12 protein-coding genes and 1 riboswitch are annotated in these 15,969 nt (G+C 73.5%); of the genes, 3 read left to right on the top strand and 9 right to left on the bottom strand.

Annotation, left to right across the window (positions count from 1 at the left end; all coding sequences use genetic code 11):
- The first annotated feature begins 5 nt into the window (after nt 1–5).
- The gene (locus ACZ6BB_RS05545) at nt 6–1,013 is read left to right on the top strand and encodes an ABC transporter substrate-binding protein (protein ID WP_471614004.1); all 1,008 of its coding nucleotides are present in this window, start codon (nt 6–8) and stop codon (nt 1,011–1,013) included.
- Here the strand turns inward: ACZ6BB_RS05545 and ACZ6BB_RS05550 are convergent.
- Nucleotides 1,010–2,161 (bottom strand): cobalt-precorrin-5B (C(1))-methyltransferase, encoded by a 1,152-nt coding sequence (locus ACZ6BB_RS05550; protein ID WP_471614005.1) that lies wholly within the window; start codon nt 2,159–2,161, stop codon nt 1,010–1,012. The genes ACZ6BB_RS05545 and ACZ6BB_RS05550 overlap by 4 nt on opposite strands.
- Nucleotides 2,162–2,179: 18 nt before the next feature.
- On the opposite strand from ACZ6BB_RS05550, the gene ACZ6BB_RS05555 reads away from it, so the two are divergent.
- On the top strand, nt 2,180–2,923 hold the full coding sequence (locus tag ACZ6BB_RS05555) for a cobalt-precorrin-6A reductase (RefSeq protein ID WP_471614006.1): 744 nt from the start codon (nt 2,180–2,182) through the stop codon (nt 2,921–2,923).
- 31 nt (nt 2,924–2,954) lie between these two features.
- On the opposite strand, the gene ACZ6BB_RS05560 is transcribed toward ACZ6BB_RS05555, so the two are convergent.
- The 3 genes from ACZ6BB_RS05560 to cobG all read right to left on the bottom strand — a co-directional run bounded on the left by ACZ6BB_RS05560 (nt 2,955) and on the right by cobG (nt 6,515).
- A complete protein-coding gene (locus ACZ6BB_RS05560; RefSeq protein WP_471614007.1) occupies nt 2,955–4,445 on the bottom strand; it encodes a precorrin-2 C(20)-methyltransferase in 1,491 nt (496 codons plus the stop codon).
- Nucleotides 4,442–5,074, bottom strand: coding sequence for a precorrin-8X methylmutase (locus ACZ6BB_RS05565; RefSeq protein ID WP_471614125.1), 633 nt, complete (start codon nt 5,072–5,074; stop codon nt 4,442–4,444). The genes ACZ6BB_RS05560 and ACZ6BB_RS05565 overlap by 4 nt, the downstream gene beginning before the upstream one ends.
- A 112-nt stretch (nt 5,075–5,186) precedes the next feature.
- Complete coding sequence (gene cobG / locus ACZ6BB_RS05570; RefSeq protein ID WP_471614008.1) at nt 5,187–6,515, bottom strand: precorrin-3B synthase; 1,329 nt, start codon at nt 6,513–6,515, stop codon at nt 5,187–5,189.
- A gap of 89 nt (nt 6,516–6,604) precedes the next feature.
- Nucleotides 6,605–6,681: riboswitch (cobalamin riboswitch) on the top strand.
- 91 nt (nt 6,682–6,772) lie between these two features.
- Here cobG and cobN point away from each other — a divergent pair.
- Complete coding sequence (gene cobN, locus ACZ6BB_RS05575) at nt 6,773–10,399, top strand: cobaltochelatase subunit CobN (protein ID WP_471614009.1); 3,627 nt, start codon at nt 6,773–6,775, stop codon at nt 10,397–10,399.
- A 36-nt stretch (nt 10,400–10,435) separates the two neighbouring features.
- Here the strand turns inward: cobN and ACZ6BB_RS05580 are convergent, their stop codons facing one another.
- The 5 genes from ACZ6BB_RS05580 to ACZ6BB_RS05600 form a co-directional block, all read right to left on the bottom strand.
- The gene (locus tag ACZ6BB_RS05580; RefSeq protein WP_471614010.1) at nt 10,436–11,137 is read right to left on the bottom strand and encodes a gamma-glutamyl-gamma-aminobutyrate hydrolase family protein; all 702 of its coding nucleotides are present in this window, start codon (nt 11,135–11,137) and stop codon (nt 10,436–10,438) included.
- Nucleotides 11,134–12,627 carry an aldehyde dehydrogenase gene (locus ACZ6BB_RS05585; RefSeq protein ID WP_471614011.1) on the bottom strand — a complete coding sequence of 498 codons (1,494 nt, stop codon included), beginning with the start codon at nt 12,625–12,627 and terminating at the stop codon, nt 11,134–11,136. Before ACZ6BB_RS05585 ends, ACZ6BB_RS05580 begins: the two co-directional genes overlap by 4 nt.
- A 117-nt stretch (nt 12,628–12,744) precedes the next feature.
- Complete coding sequence (locus ACZ6BB_RS05590) at nt 12,745–14,202, bottom strand: APC family permease (protein WP_471614012.1); 1,458 nt, start codon at nt 14,200–14,202, stop codon at nt 12,745–12,747.
- Nucleotides 14,203–14,407: 205 nt separating this feature from the next.
- Nucleotides 14,408–15,058, bottom strand: a complete 651-nt coding sequence (locus ACZ6BB_RS05595; RefSeq protein ID WP_471614013.1) for a TetR/AcrR family transcriptional regulator — start codon at nt 15,056–15,058, stop codon at nt 14,408–14,410.
- Between the two features lie 57 nt (nt 15,059–15,115).
- Nucleotides 15,116–15,961: a fumarylacetoacetate hydrolase family protein gene (locus tag ACZ6BB_RS05600; RefSeq protein ID WP_471614014.1), complete on the bottom strand. Its 846-nt coding sequence runs from the start codon at nt 15,959–15,961 to the stop codon at nt 15,116–15,118.
- Nucleotides 15,962–15,969: the final 8 nt, after the last annotated feature.

Below are 15,969 nucleotides of genomic sequence, written 5' to 3' on the forward strand. Positions count from 1 at the left end.
CCCTCATGCGCAAGCTGCTCGCCGCCGCCCTCTGCCTCGCCGCGACCGCCGCGGTCACCGGATGCGGTGCGACCGTGGAACCGGCCGCCGACGGCAGGTCCGCGTCCGCCGAGAAGACCGTCACCCTCACCAACTGCGGCCGGCAGATCACCTTCGACAAGGTCCCCGAGCGCGTGGTCACCAACGACGTCGGGATCACCGAGCTGATGTTCGCCCTCGGTCTGGAGGACCGCATGGCCGGGTACGCGATGCCCGACGACAAGGGCGATCTGAGCGGGGTGCCCTGGAAGGACGGCTACGGCAAGGTGAAGTGGCTGTCGAAGGACCAGCTCACCAAGGAGAACGTGCTCGACGCCGAGGCGGACCTCGTCTTCGCCGGCTGGAACTACGGCTTCCGCGAGGACGCCGGCTTCACCCCCGACGCCCTGAAGAAGCTCGGCGTCCCCTCGTACGTCCTCACCGAGTCCTGCCGCAACGGCCGGACCGAGACCTCGCGCGGCATCATGCCGCCCCTCGACGCCCTCTACACCGACCTCACCAACCTCGGGAAGCTGTTCGGCGTCGAGAAGCGGGCGGCCACGCTGATCGCCGGGTTCAAGAAGGAGATCGCCGCCGTACACGCGAAGGCGCCCGCGAAGAAGCCCAAGGTCTTCCTCTACGACAGCGGCCAGGACCAGCCCTTCACCTCCGGCCGTTTCGCCGCACCCGAGCAGATCATCACCGAGGCCGGCGGCGTCAACGTCATGCACGACGTCGAGGACTCCTGGACCACCGTCGGCTGGGAGAGCGTCGTCCAGCGGAACCCGGACGCCATCGTGATCTGCGACTACGGCGACGTCGGCGCCGAGCAGAAGAAGAAGTTCCTGCTCTCCTACGCCCCGCTGCGCGACGTCTCCGCGATCAGGCACAGGCGGATCTTCGTCCTCGACTACGCCGACCTCGTCGAGAGCCCCCGCAACCCGTCGGCCGTCGCCCGCCTCGGCGCCTACCTGCGGACCGTCGCGAGGGGCTAACGCACCCCGCTCCGGCCCACGATCGTGCCCGCCCGGTCGATGCAGATGACGTCGACCGCGACGGGCGCGCCCCGCAGGACGGCGAGGGCCTCGTCGCGTGCCGCCACCGCGACCAGGTCGCCGAGCGGCACCCCGGCCGCCATGCACAGCTGGAGTGCGGCGAGCCCGGTGTTGGCGCCGGCCACCTCGGCGGCCAGCGTCTCGTCCGCGCCGCCGCGCCGGGCCAGCTCGGCGAGGAAGCCCTTGTCGACCTGGGAGCGGGCGGAGTGCAGGTCGAGATGGCCGGCGGCGAGCTTGGAGAGCTTGGCGAAACCGCCGCAGACGGTCAGCCGGTCCACCGGATGCCGGCGCACGTACTTCAGGACCGCGCCCGCGAAGTCGCCCATGTCGAGCAGCGCGTCATCGGGCAGCGCGTACTCGGCGACCACCGTCTTCTCCGACGTGGAACCCGTGCACCCGGCGACATGGGTGTGCCCGGCCGCCCGGGCCACGTCGATGCCCCGTCGGATGGAGTCGATCCACGCCGAGCAGGAGTACGGGACGACGATCCCGGTCGTGCCCAGGATGGAGAGACCGCCGAGGATGCCCAGGCGGGGGTTCCAGGTGGAGCGGGCGATCTCCTCGCCGTGGTCCACGGAGACGGTGATCTCGACGTCACCGCCGCCGCCGTGGCGGGCGGCGACCTCGGCGACGTGGTCCCGCATCATCTGCCGGGGGACCGGGTTGACCGCCGGTTCGCCGACGGCGAGGGGCAGGCCCGGACGGGTGACCGTCCCGACCCCGGGACCGGCGCGGAAGACCACCCCGGACCCGGCGGGCAGCGGCCGTACCGTGGCCCGGACCAGCGCGCCGTGCGTGACGTCCGGGTCGTCGCCCGCGTCCTTGACGATCCCGGCCGTCGCGCTGTCGCCGGTCAGCTCCTCGGCCGCCAGTGCGAACGCCGGGGTCTGCCCCTTCGGCAGGGTGATCGTCACCGGGTCGGGGAACTCGCCGGTCAGCAGCGCGGTGTACGCGGCCGTGGTGGCGGCGGTCGCACAGGCACCGGTGGTCCATCCGGGACGCAGACCGGTGTGCTTGAGTTGGGCCGCGCGACCGCCCGCCGCCGTACCGGCGCCCCCGCCGGCACCCTGCTTCTCGTCACTGCTCATGATCGGACCCGGACTTCCATGCACGTACTGATACTCGGCGGAACCACAGAGGCCCGCCGCCTGGCCGAGCTGCTGCACGACGCCCCCGGCCTACGGCTGACCAGCTCGCTCGCCGGGCGGGTCACCAGCCCCCGGCTGCCCCCGGGCGAGGTCCGCGTCGGCGGCTTCGGCGGGGCCGAGGGGCTGGCCGCCTGGCTGCGCGAGCACGGGGTGGACGCGCTCATCGACGCCACCCATCCTTTCGCCGGGACCATGAGTTTCCACGCGGCACGGGCGGCCGCCACCACCCATGTTCCCCTGCTCGCGCTCCGCCGGCCCGGCTGGGTGCCGGGCCCCGGCGACGACTGGCACGACGTCGGCTCACTGGCGGAGGCGGCGCGGCTGCTGCCCACGCTCGGCCACCGCGTGTTCCTCACCACCGGGCGCATGGGTCTGGCCGCGTTCGCCGACCTGGACGACCTGTGGTTCCTCGTCCGGTCCGTCGACCCGCCCGAGGCCCCGTACCCGGCCCGGACGGAGCTGCTGCTCGACCGCGGCCCGTTCACCCTCGAAGGGGAGCGGGAACTGCTGCGCCGACATCGCGTCGACGTCGTCGTGACGAAGGACAGCGGGGGAGCGGCCACCGCGCCGAAGCTGACCGCCGCGCGGGAGGCCGGGGTGCCGGTCGTCGTGGTGCGCCGGCCCCCCGTGCCGGAAGGTGTCAGCGTGGTGGGGGATCCGGACGCGGCGGCCCGCTGGGTGCGCGAGCGGCTTCCTCGCTGACTCCCGGCCGCCGTGCCCGGCCGCACCCCGCTCACCCCTCCGGATACCGGCGGGGCGTCCACACGATCTGCTCCCCGTCCCCGCGCCTGACCACCTGGGTCTGCGAGGAGCCGACCAGCAGGATCGTCCGCATGTCGACCTCGGCCGGGTCCAGGTCGGCCAGCCGTACGATCCGTACGCGCTCGCCGGAGCCGCCCACGTCCCGCGCGACCACGACCGGGGTGTCCGGCGCCCGGTGCTCCAGGAGCAGTTCACGCGCCTTGCCCACCTGCCAGGTACGGCTGCGCGAACCGGGGTTGTACAGCGCCAGCACCAGGTCCGCCGAGGCCGCCGCGCGCAGCCGCTCGGCGATGACCTCCCACGGCTTGAGCCGGTCGGAGAGGGAGAGCGTGGCGTAGTCGTGGCCGAGCGGGGCGCCCGCGCGGGCGGCGGCCGCGTTGGCCGCCGTCACCCCCGGCAGCACCCGCACCGGCACGTCCGCGTACTCCTCCTGCGCGGCGACCTCCAGCACGGCCGTCGCCATGGCGAAGACCCCCGGGTCGCCGCCGGAGACGACCGCGACCCGGCGCCCGCGCCGGGCCAGATCGAGCGCGAACTCGGCGCGCTCCGACTCGACCCGGTTGTCCGAGCCGTGCCGCACCTGCCCCGCCCGCCGGGGCACCCGGTCCAGATAGGTGGTGTAGCCGACGAGGTCGTCGGCGGCGGCGAGCGCCCCCCGCGTCTCGGGCGTCAGCCACAGCGGACCGGCGGGTCCGGTGCCCACCACGACGACCTCGCCCCGCTCCCGCGCCGCGGGCCGTTCGGCGTCGACCTGGCTGGGCAGCACGGCCACCGAGAAGTACGGCACCGACTCCGGGTCCACGTCCGCCAGTTCGCCGATGCGCTCGCCGGGCATGGTGGCCCGCTCGACATAGCGGGCCTCGCTCAGCCGCCCCGAACTCTCCAGCGCGCCGCGGACCTTGGTGAAGGTCCGCCCCAGCTTCATCACCACGGCCACGTCGGTCGCGGCGAGCCGTGCGGTCAGCTCCTCCTCGGGCAGGGTGCCCGGCAGGATCGTCAGCACCTCCTCGCCCTCGACGAGCGGTGTGCCCAGGCGGGCCGCGGCCGCCGACACGGACGTGACACCGGGGATCACCTCGGTGTCGTAGCGGTCGACCAGCCGCTTGTGCATGTGCATGTAGGAGCCGTAGAAGAGCGGGTCGCCCTCAGCGAGGACCGCGACCGTGCGCCCCGCGTCGAGATGCGCGGCCAGCCGAGCGGACGCCTCCGTGTAGAACTCCTCCATCGCGCCCTTGTAGCCGCCCGGATGGTCGGTGGTCTCCGTCGTCAGCGGGTAGACCAGCCGCTCCTCGATGTGGTCGGCGCGCAGATGCTTCGCCGCGATCGAACGCGCGATGGAACGGCCGTGCCGGGCGCTGTGATACGCGATCACATCCGCCTCGGAGATCACCTCGACGGCCCGGACGGTCATCAGGGACGGGTCGCCGGGGCCGAGCCCGACGCCGTACAGCTTGCCGCTCACTCTTCCTCACTCGCGATCGCGTTGAGCGCGGCGGCGGCGATGGCGCTTCCGCCCCGCCGGCCGCGTACGACGATGTGCTCCAGGCCCGACGGGTGCGCGGCGAGCGCGTCCTTGGACTCGGCGGCGCCGACGAACCCGACCGGCACACCGATGACGGCGGCGGGCCGGGGAGCGCCCTCCTCGATCATCTCCAGCAGCCGGAACAGCGCGGTGGGCGCGTTGCCGACGGCCACGACCGCCCCCTCGAGCCGGTCCCGCCACAGCTCCATCGCGGCGGCGCTGCGCGTGGTGCCCAGCTTCGCCGCCAGCTCGGGGACGCCCGGCGCGGAGAGCGTGCACAGCACGTCGTTGTCGGCGGGCAGCCGCTTGCGGGTCACCCCGCTGGCCACCATCTGCACGTCCGTGAAGATGGGTGCCCCGGCCCGCAGGGCCTCGCGGGCGCGGGCCACCACGTCGGGCGTGTACGCCAGGTCCCGCACGAGGTCGACCATTCCGCAGGCGTGGATCATCCGTACCGCGACCTGGCTGACGTCGGCGGGCAGCGCCGCGAGGTCCGCCTCCGCGCGGATGGTGGCGAAGGACTGCCGGTAGATCGCCGGGCCGTCCTTCTCGTAGTCGTAGGTGGTCACGGTGGTCTTCTCGCTGCTCTCGGTCGGCGTACGGGGCAAGGTCGTGCGGGCGTTGCTCGTGCGGGTGTCGTTCACACGGGTGTGGTTCGGGCGGGTCACGTTCATGTCCGGCCTACGAGGTGATCTCCCCCAGGGCGGCGGCGAGTCCGGTGGGATCGGCCAGGGGCGTGGTCCGCGCATCCCGGCCGGGAGTGGTGCGGGCGAGCCGGTAGCCGCCGTCCGGCACGGCCACCACGTCGACGCGCTCGCCCCGGGGGTGGCCGCAGCGGCGCTCGCAGCCGGACCAGTACAGGGGAAGGCCACCGCCGTGCCGGGCCGCGTCGAGACTCGCGGTCGCGTCCGCCCGTACGTCCGCCAGGGACTTGGCGCAGCCGGGCCGCCCGATACAGGCGCCGACGCGGAGCCAGGGGGAGGCGGGGTCGGTGACGAGGCCGGTCACGGAGAGCCGGGCGAGCGCCTCGGCCGCCCGCTCCTCGCTCAGGCCCGGCACCGGGACCACGACTCCACGCCAGGGAGTGAGCCGCAGTTCCCGGCGGGCGGTCGTGGCCGCGAGACCGGTCAACTCCCGCCACTGGAGGGTGGTGAGGCGGCCGAGCGGGGCGTGTACGGACAGGGCGTCGCCGACGGCTCCGGGGGGCGGCCCCTCGGCCCCGGCCGCTTCCGTCGTCGTACCCGCCCGGCTCACCGCCTCGATCCCGGCGGCGGTCAGCCGGTCGTGGACCAGGGGGAGCAGCCCGTCCTGGGACGGGAGTTCGGTCACGCGCCAGACCCGCGCCCCGCTGTCCCGCGCCGCCGCCAGGAAGGCCGCGGCGGCCGTCAGCGCGGCCCGGGGCGCGTCCTCGCCGGAGACCGACAGGGCCCCCTCGGCCGTGCCGAGGCTCAGCAGCGCGCCGCCGCCCGCCTCCGCGCGGACCGTCACGTCGGGGTCGAGCCCGGCCACGTCCCCCCGCCCGTCGTCGAGCGCGAACAGGAAACGGCCGGACAACTCCCGCGCCGCCGCGCTCGCGCACAGCGCCGCGTCGAGGCCCGACAGCCAGGGCCGTACGTCCCGCAGGCCCCGCCCGTCGAGACCGGACAGGGGGGAGGCGACGATGTTGCGCACGCGTTCGTGCGCGGGGGAGGGGAGCAGCCCGGCCGCGTCCAGCGACTCGGCCAGCGCGCCCCCGCAGCCGTCGGCGAGCCCCCGCAGTTGCACGTTGCCGCGAGAGGTGAGGTGAAGATCACCGTCGCCGAGCCGTCGCGCCGCCTCCGCGAGCGCCTCGGCCTGGCGGACGGTCAGCACCCCACCGGGCACCCGGACCCGCGCCAGCGCCCCGTCGTCCGCCGTGTGCAGCCGCAGCGTCCCCGGGCAGGCGTCACCACGGTCCCGTGTGACCGCTGTGGCCTGGGACGATGATCGGACGGGAGGCGTGGGCATGGCCGCGAGCATACCCACCGGCATCCGGGACGTATGCTCCGCCCTTTTGAGGCGACCCTTACTATGCTGCTAGGCGGATCATCCGGTCCGCCGACGCCACCACGGCGCCAGGGGAGGAAGCCCGGTGTGAGTCCGGCGCGGTCCCGCCACTGTGAGTCCGTCCCAGGAGGGGCGGGCGAGTCAGGAACTCCCTTCCCCGTACCCCTCGGTCCGTCCGAGCAGGGGAGACTTCCGATCCGACACCGCCCGGGGCGCGGACCCCGAGGAAGGCCAGCAGCCGCATGCAGCCATCGCCCGGGGAGCGCTCGACGCAGCCCCGCATCCTGCTCCTGTCGACCTCCGACACCGACCTGCTCAGCGCCCGAGCGGCGGCCGGCCCGGTCCCGTACCGCTTCGCCAACCCCTCCCGGATCGCGCTGGAGGACCTCCCCGACCTCCTCGACGGCACCGGCCTGGTCGTCGTACGCCTCCTCGGTGGCATCCGCGCCTGGCAGGACGGCCTGGACCTGCTGCTCGCCGACGGCCGCCCGGTCGTCGTCCTCACCGGTGAACAGGCCCCCGACGCCCAGCTGATGGCCGCCTCCACGGTCCCGGTCGGCATCGCCGCCGAGGCCCACGCCTATCTCGCCCACGGCGGCCCCGCCAACCTGGAGCAGCTGGCCCGCTTCCTCTCCGACACCGTCCTGCTCACCGGGCACGGCTTCGACGCCCCCGCCCCCGCGCCCTCCTGGGGGCCGCTGCCCCGGGAGGCCGCGGACACCGACGGCCCGACCGTCGCCGTGCTCTACTACCGGGCCCACCACATGAGCGGCAACACCGCCTTCGTGGGCGCCCTGTGCGAGGCGATCGAGGACAAGGGCGCCCGTGCGCTCCCGCTGTACGTGGCCTCCCTGCGCGCCCCCGAGCCCGAACTGATCGAGGAACTCCGCGCCGCCGACGCCATCGTGACCACCGTCCTCGCCGCGGGCGGCACCAAGCCCGCCGAGGCGTCGGCCGGCGGCGACGACGAGTCCTGGGACGCGGGCGCCCTGACCGGCCTCGACGTGCCGATCCTCCAGGCCCTGTGCCTGACCGGTTCGCGCGCCGCCTGGGAGGAGAACGACGAGGGCGTCTCCCCGCTCGACGCGGCCAGCCAGATCGCCGTCCCCGAGTTCGACGGCCGGCTGATCACCGTCCCGTTCTCCTTCAAGGAGATCGACGAGGACGGCCTCCCCGCCTACGTCGCCGATCCCGAGCGCGCCGCCCGGGTCGCCGGGATCGCCGTACGGCACGCGCGACTTCGCCACATCGCCAACGCGGACAAGCGCCTCGCACTCGTCCTGTCCGCCTACCCGACCAAGCACTCCCGCATCGGCAACGCGGTCGGCCTGGACACCCCGGCCAGCGCGGTCGCCCTGCTGCGCCGCCTGCGCGAGGAGGGCTACGACTTCGGGGGCGCCGACGTCCCCGGACTGGCCTCCGGCGACGGCGACGAGCTGATCCGCGCCCTCATCGAGGCCGGCGGCCACGACCAGGACTGGCTGACCGAGGAGCAGCTGGCCCGCAACCCGGTCCGTATCCCGGCGGCCGACTACCGCCGCTGGTACGCCGAACTCCCCGAGGAACTGCGCACCTCCGTCGAGGAGCACTGGGGCCCGGCGCCCGGCGAGATGTTCGTCGACCGCAGCCGCAACCCGGAGGGCGACATCGTCCTCGCGGCCCTGCGCTTCGGCAACCTGCTGATCCTCATCCAGCCGCCGCGCGGCTTCGGCGAGAACCCGATCGCGATCTACCACGACCCCGATCTCCCGCCCTCGCACCACTACCTGGCCGCCTACCGCTGGATCGCCGCCCGCGCCGACGACGGCGGTTTCGGCGCCGACGCGATGATCCACCTGGGCAAGCACGGCAACCTGGAGTGGCTGCCCGGCAAGAACGCGGGCCTGTCCGCCGCCTGCGGCCCCGACGCCGCCCTCGGCGACCTTCCGCTGATCTATCCCTTCCTGGTCAACGACCCCGGCGAGGGCACCCAGGCCAAGCGCCGCGTCCACGCCACCCTCGTCGACCACCTCGTGCCGCCGATGGCCCGCGCCGACTCCTACGGCGACATCGCGCGCCTGGAGCAGCTCCTCGACGAGTACGCCCAGATCTCCTCCATGGACCCGGCGAAGCTCCCCGCGATCCGCGCCCAGATCTGGACCCTCATCCAGGCCGCCAAGCTCGACCACGACCTGGGCCTGGACGACCGCCCGGAGGACGACGGCTTCGACGACTTCCTGCTGCACGTCGACGGCTGGCTCTGCGAGGTCAAGGACGCCCAGATCCGCGACGGCCTGCACGTCCTCGGCGCCCCGCCGGCCGACGCCGACCGCGTCAACCTGGTCCTCGCCATCCTGCGCGCCCGCCAGATCTGGGGCGGCACCACCGCCCTGCCCGGTCTGCGCGAGGCCCTCGGCCTCGACGAGTCCGCCGCCACCCGCACCACCGCCGACGAGGCGGAGGCGAAGGCGCGCGCGCTGGTCCAGACGATGGAGGACGCGGGCTGGGACCCGGCCGCCGTCCCCACCGGGCACGGCGAACAGGTCGCCGCGATCCTGGAGTTCGCCGCCCGCGAGGTCGTGCCCCGGCTCGCCGCGACCACGGCCGAGATCGACCACAGCGTGCACGCCCTCAACGGCGGCTTCGTCCCGGCGGGCCCCTCGGGCTCCCCGCTGCGGGGCCTGGTCAACGTCCTGCCGACCGGCCGCAACTTCTACTCCGTCGACCCCAAGGCCGTCCCCTCCCGCCTCGCCTGGGAGACCGGCCAGGCCCTCGCCGACTCCCTGCTGGAGCGCTACCGCGCCGACAACGGCGAATGGCCCACCTCCGTCGGCCTCTCGCTGTGGGGCACCAGCGCCATGCGCACGGCCGGCGACGACGTGGCCGAGGCGCTCGCCCTGCTCGGCGTCCGCCCGGTCTGGGACGACGCCTCCCGCCGCGTGACCGGGCTGGAGGCCGTCCCGGCCGAGGAGCTGGGCCGTCCCCGCGTCGACGTCACCCTGCGCATCTCGGGCTTCTTCCGCGACGCGTTCCCCCACACCATCGGCCTGCTCGACGACGCCGTACGCCTCGCCGCCTCCCTGGAGGAACCGGCCGAGGCCAACCACGTCCGCGCCCACGTCCAGGCCGACCTGGCCGAGCACGGCGACGAACGCCGGGCCACCACCCGGATCTTCGGCTCCCGCCCCGGCACGTACGGCGCCGGACTGCTCCAGCTCATCGACTCCCGCGACTGGCGCACCGACGCCGACCTCGCCGAGGTCTACACGGTGTGGGGCGGCTACGCCTACGGCCGGGAACTGGACGGCCGCCCGGCCCGCGAGGAGATGGAGAGCGCGTACAAGCGGATCGAGGTGGCCGCGAAGAACACCGACACCCGCGAGCACGACATCGCCGACTCCGACGACTACTTCCAGTACCACGGCGGCATGGTGGCCACCGTCCGCGCCCTGCGCGGCACCGCCCCGGAGGCGTACATCGGCGACTCCACCCGCCCCGAGACGGTCCGCACCCGCACGCTGGTCGAGGAGACCTCCCGGGTCTTCCGCGCCCGCGTGGTCAACCCCAAGTGGATCGAGGCGATGCGCCGCCACGGCTACAAGGGCGCCTTCGAACTCGCCGCCACCGTCGACTACCTGTTCGGCTACGACGCCACCACCGGCGTGATCGCCGACTGGATGTACGACAAGCTCACCGAGACCTACGTCCTGGACGAGACCAACCGCGAGTTCCTCCAGCAGGCCAACCCCTGGGCCCTGCACGGCATCGCCGAGCGGCTGCTGGAGGCGGAGTCGCGCGGCATGTGGGAGAAGCCCGACCCGGCGGTGCTGGAGGGCCTGCGGCAGGTGTACCTGGAGACCGAGGGCGATCTGGAGGGCGGCGAGGACTGACGGCGGCGCGGCTCGGGCCGTCGTGGACGGCCCGATTCAGCGTCCTTCGCCGGCGGCCCGGACGAGGGCGTCGAAGAGGGCCTGCTGTGCGGGATCCTCCTCGGCGGTGTCCTCGGGGTGCCACTGGACGGCGGTGAACCAACCGGTGGCACCCGGGAGTTCGAGTCCTTCCGCGGTGCCGTCGGCGGCGCGGGCGGTGACCTCCAGCCCCTCGCCCAGCCGGTCCACCCGCTGGTGGTGGTAGCAGGACGCCTCCACCTTCTGCGCGCCCGTGACCCGCTCCAGCAGCGTGCCGCGCCGGAGCGCCACCGGGTGCACGAGGTGGCGGTGTTCGCGCTCCGGGCCGCCCATGTCCTGTTCCAGGGTGCCGCCGAGGGCGACGTTGACGACCTGGAGGCCCCGGCAGACCGCCAGCAGCGGGATGCCCGACTCCAGGGCGGCGCGGGCGACGTCGAGGTCGAAGGTGTCCTGGACGTCGTCGACGTCGTACACGCTGGCGTGGGTGTCCCTCGCGCCGTAGCGGTGCGGGGCGAGGTCGCCGCCGCCCGGGAGGAGGACGCCGTCGAAGCGGGCCAGGCGGGCGGCCGCGTCGCTGTCGGCCGGGTGGATGCTCGCGGGTTCGCCGCCCGCCCGCCAGACGGCCTCGATCAGGGCGCGGGCGTTGACCTCGGCGGCGTACCGCAGCGCGGAGGTCGTGGCGGCGAAACGGGCGGGGACCGCTATCAGGGGCCGGGTCACAGCTGGATCCAGGTGGTCTTCAGTTCGGTGTACTTCTCGATGGCGTGGGCGGACTTGTCGCGGCCGTTGCCCGACTGCTTCATGCCGCCGAAGGGGACGGTCAGGTCGCCCTCCTCGTAGCAGTTCACCCAGACCGTGCCGGCCCGGAGCGCGCGGGAGACCCGGTGGGCGGTGGACAGGTCGGAGGTCCACAGGCCGGCGGCGAGGCCGTACTCGGTGTCGTTGGCGAGCGTCACGGCCTCGTCGAGGTCGTCGAAGGTGAGGACGGACAGGACGGGGCCGAAGATCTCCTCACGGGCCAGCCGCATACCGGGGTCGACCCGGTCGAAGACGGTGGGCCGCAGATAGCTGCCGCCGGTTTCGGTCAGTGCGCGTTCGCCGCCGGCCCGCAGCCGCGCGCCGTCGTCGACGCCCGTGGCGACATGGCCGAGGACCCGTTCGAGGTGGGCCTCGCGGACCAGGGCGCCCATCTCGGTGTCCGGGTCGAGCGGGTCGCCGACGCGCAGCTCCCGGGCGCGGGCGACGACGGCCTCGGTGACGCGTTCGGCGACCGAGGAGTGCACCAGCAGCCGGGAGGGGGCGGTGCACATCTCGCCCTGGTTGAAGAAGATGCCCCAGGCGGCGGTGGCGGCCGCCTTCTCCAGGTCGGGGGCGTCGGGAAGGATGATGTTCGGCGACTTGCCGCCCAGTTCCAGCCAGACCCGCTTGAGGTTGGAGTCGGCGGCGTAGTGCAGGAAGTGCCGGCCGACCGCGGTCGAGCCGGTGAAGGCCAGGACGTCCACGTCGGGGTGGAGCCCGATGGCCCGCCCGGCGGTCGGCCCGTCGCCGGTGACGACGTTGAGGACGCCCGGCGGCAGTCCGGCCTCGGTGGCGATCCGGCCCAGCAGCAGGGCGGACAGCGGGGAGTTCTCCGAGGGCTTCAGGACGACCGTGCAGCCGGCCGCCAGTGCCGGGGCGACCTTCCAGCCGGCCAGGGTCAGGGGGAAGTTCCACGGCACCACCGCGCCCACGACACCCGCGGGTTCGCGGGTGACCAGGGCCAGGGCGTCGGGGGAGGTGTGGGGCGACTCGTCGGTGAGTTTGTCGGCCAGCTGCCCGTACCAGCGGAAGGTGGTGATCGCGGCGCGCAGTTCGATGTCGTGCGCTTCCTTGAACGGCTTGCCCATCTCCAGGGTGATGGTCAGGGCCAGCTCCTCCCGCCGTTCCTCCAGGAGGTCGGCGACGCGCAGCAGGATCCTGCCGCGGTCGGCGGGGGCCATGCGGGGCCAGGGGCCGGAGTCGAAGGCGCGGCGGGCGGCGGCCACGGCCAGGTCGACCTCGGCGCCGTGCGCGTCGGCCACCTCGACGAGGGTCCTGCCGTCCCGGGGCGACACGACGGAGAAGGAGGCGCCCCCGCCCGGTTCGTCCGCCCCGTCGATGTGGTGCCGGCTGGGGAGGTCCAGCTCCTTGGCGCGACGGAGCAGGTCGTCGTGGGCGAGGGCGGCGGCCATCGGGCTCTCCTCATTCCTTGTTCGGTGTGCGGGGTGTTCGGTGTGCGGGGCCGGAACCGGTGACGGCGGGCCCCGGGCCGGTGGCGGCGGGCGGGACCGGCCCGTGGCGGGCGGGGATCAGTCCGTGGCCGGCTGCCGGTTCCGGGTCACCGTCGCCGCGACGAGACCGAGCACCAGGACAGCGGGCACGGTCAGCTGCAGCCACACGGCGGTGGTCCGGTCGCCGCCGATGAGCGTGGTGAAGTTCTCGATGATCAGCCAGATCGCCCAGGCGATGCCGAGCGCGCCCAGCACCGGGGCGATCAGCGTGTTCCAGGGCCGGGTGTCGGCACGGGAGCGGCGGAAGAAGACGACCACGGACACGGACGTGAGGAAGTACAGGAGCATCATCGCGAGCACGGCCACCCCGCTGAACCAGGAGAACAGCGTCAGCACGGGATCCTTGCCCAGCAGTGCGAACGGTATGACCAGGGCCACGGCGATCACGGTCTGGACGATGCCGGCCGCCCAGGGGGAGTGACGCCCGTTGAGCGAGGTGAGACCGCGCGGCAGCAGTCCTTCGCGGCCCAGGGAGAACAGATAGCGGTTGGCGCTGTTGTGGAACGCCAGGATGCCGGCGAACAGCGAGGTGGCCAGCAGGACGGGCAGCACGTCGCCGGTCCAGGCGCCGAACTCCGCCGCGATGGGGGCGAAGACCCAGCCCGCCGCGTCGCCGCTCTCCAGGGCCTTGCCGGCCTCGGCCGTCGCCCGGGAGGCGCCGTGCGCGGAGACCAGCATCCAGGAGGTGAAGGCGAAGAAGCCGGTGACCACCGCGACCGACAGATAGGTGGCGCGCGGCACCGTCTTCCTCGGCTCCTTGGCCTCCTCGCCGTAGATGGCGGTCGCCTCGAAGCCGAACATCGACGCCACGGCGAACATCAGCGCCACTCCGGGAGCGCCCTGGAGCGCCGCGTCCGGCGAGAAGCTGTCGGCGAGGCCGAGCCCCTCGGGGCCGCCGCCCTTGAAGAAGGTCACGAAGGCGAAGGCGATCAGGATGCTGAACTCCGCGAGGACGAACACCGCCAGCAGCTTGGCGCCCATCTCGATCCCGGCGGCGCCGAGGACCTGGACCACCACCATGGTGACCAGCGCCCACACCCACCAGGCGACCGTCACGTCGGCGTAGTGCTCGACGAGGCCGCTCACGGTCGCGCCGTAGAGGCCGTACATCGCGGCCTGGATGGCGCAGTACGCGAAGAGCGCGACGCCGGCGCTGCCGGAGCCGGTCGAGCGGCCCAGGCCCTTGCCGATGTACGTGTAGAAGGCGCCCGCGTCCACGACGTGGCGGCCCATCGTGACGAAGCCGATGGAGAACAGCAGGATCACCACGCCGGCCGCGATGTACGCGGCGGGGACACCGGCCCCGTTGCCGATGACGACGGCGATGGGCACGGCTCCGGCGATACCGGTCAGCGGGGCCTGGGCGGAAAGGACGAAGAAGAGGATGCCCAGGACGCCGAGGGAATCGGGCTTGAGCCTGCCTGCCGTGGATGGATCTTGCGAGCTGTGCGGGGCGACCGCCGTCTGACTGTCCACTCGGATCACCTGTCGGGGACGGGGAGGGATGGGATTCGTTTAGACCCAAACGAGTTGCCTCATCGTGAGCCCGAACTATCCGATTGGCAAGGGGTCTCGTGAAGATTTTCGGCGGGCTTCCCGGGGCCTTCCGGCATGCCCGCGCGGGCATGCCGGAAGGCCCCGGATGCGGCACGTCCGGGGCCATGACCGCTCAGGTCGGCGGCTATGCGCCGGCTTCGCCGGCCTCGTCCGTGTCGCGCCCGCCGGACCCGCCGCCGTCGGCGTGGAGCAGCCGCAGCAGGGCGCGCAGCTCCTCCACGGCCGCCTCCGTGACGTCCGGCTCGTCGAAGACGAGCTGGTGCAGGACGAGACCGTCCAGCGCGGCGAAGACCAGCCGGGCCAGCGCCTTGTCCGCGCCGGCCGGCAGTATCCGGCCCAGCTCGCGCCGGGCCGCGTCGAAGTACTCGTCGTACAGCTCGCGGATCTGGGGCAGCAGCTCCGGCCGGCGCCGGGACTCCAGCAGCAGCTCGTACTGGAACGCCTGGGTGTCCGGGTCGGCCGTGACCATCTCCGACAGCCCGATGGAGAAGTCGGCGACCGCGCCGGTGCCCGGTTCCAGGGAGCTGGTGTCGAGCGAGGAGCGGATGGTGTGGGCGAGGGCCTCCTCGATCAGGGCGTCGCGCGAGCCGAAGTGGTGCACGACCAGCCCGTGGGTGACCCCCGCCTCCTCCGCGACGGCCCGGTAGGTGAGCCGGCGCAGCCCGCCCCGCGCCACCACGTGCACGGCGGCGTTCAGCAGGGCTTCCCGCCCCTCGCCGTAGTGGAGGCGCTTGCGTGGCCGTCGGCTCGCGGGGACGTCGGCGGAGTCGGTCATGCGCGTGACCCTACCCGCCTGCCTTCCGCCCGTCGCCGGCCCGTCGGTGCGCCGGGATCACCGCCGGGGCGGGCGGATGCCACGGAACTCCCAGTCGCCGCCGAGCGCCGTGGACAGCACTTCCTCGGACTCCGTGGGCTGTGCGCCGACGTCGGAGCGGACGGGGGTGGGGCCGGTGACGATGTGGTTGGTGAGCCGGCCGAGGCCCTCCACCTCCACCTCGACGACGTCGCCGGGCTGCACGGGCCGGGAGTTGGCCGGGGTGCCGGAGAGCAGGACGTCCCCCGGGTACAGCGTGATGGTGCGGGCGATGTCGGCGACGAGGTAGTGCATGTCCCACTTCATCTCGTCCGTCGTACCGTCCTGGACGACCTCGCCGTTGACGTACGTCCGCAGCCGCTTGCCGTGGAAGTCCCAGTCGGTGACGAGCCCGGGGCCGAGCGGGCACAGGGTGTCGGCCCCCTTCACCCGCAGCATCGAACCGGCGTCGGTGTCACGGAAGTCGTGCAGACCGTAGTCGTTGGCGATCGTGTACCCGGCGATGTACGCGCCCGCGTCCTCGGGCGCGATGTTCCGCGCGGTCCTGCCGATGACGATGGCGACCTCGCCCTCGTAGTTGAGCCACTTGCAGCCCTCGGGGCGGACGACGGCGCCCCGGTGGCTGTTGAGGGAGGAGGTCGGCTTGTGGAAGTAGGTGGGCGTCTCCGGCAGATCGATCCGGAACTCGTCGACCCGGCTGCGGTGGTTGAGGTGGACGGCGATCACCTTCGACGGCACGACCGGCGGGAGGTGGTGCGCCTCCTCGATCTTGACGCGGCGGCCGTCCCCGGCGATCAGTTCGTCGCCGTCGACGGTGACCTCGACGGCGGCCCCGTCGAGGAGGATGCGGCGGTACTCGGGCATGGCTGGCC

The organism is Streptomyces sp. NPDC041108 (assembly GCF_055592645.1).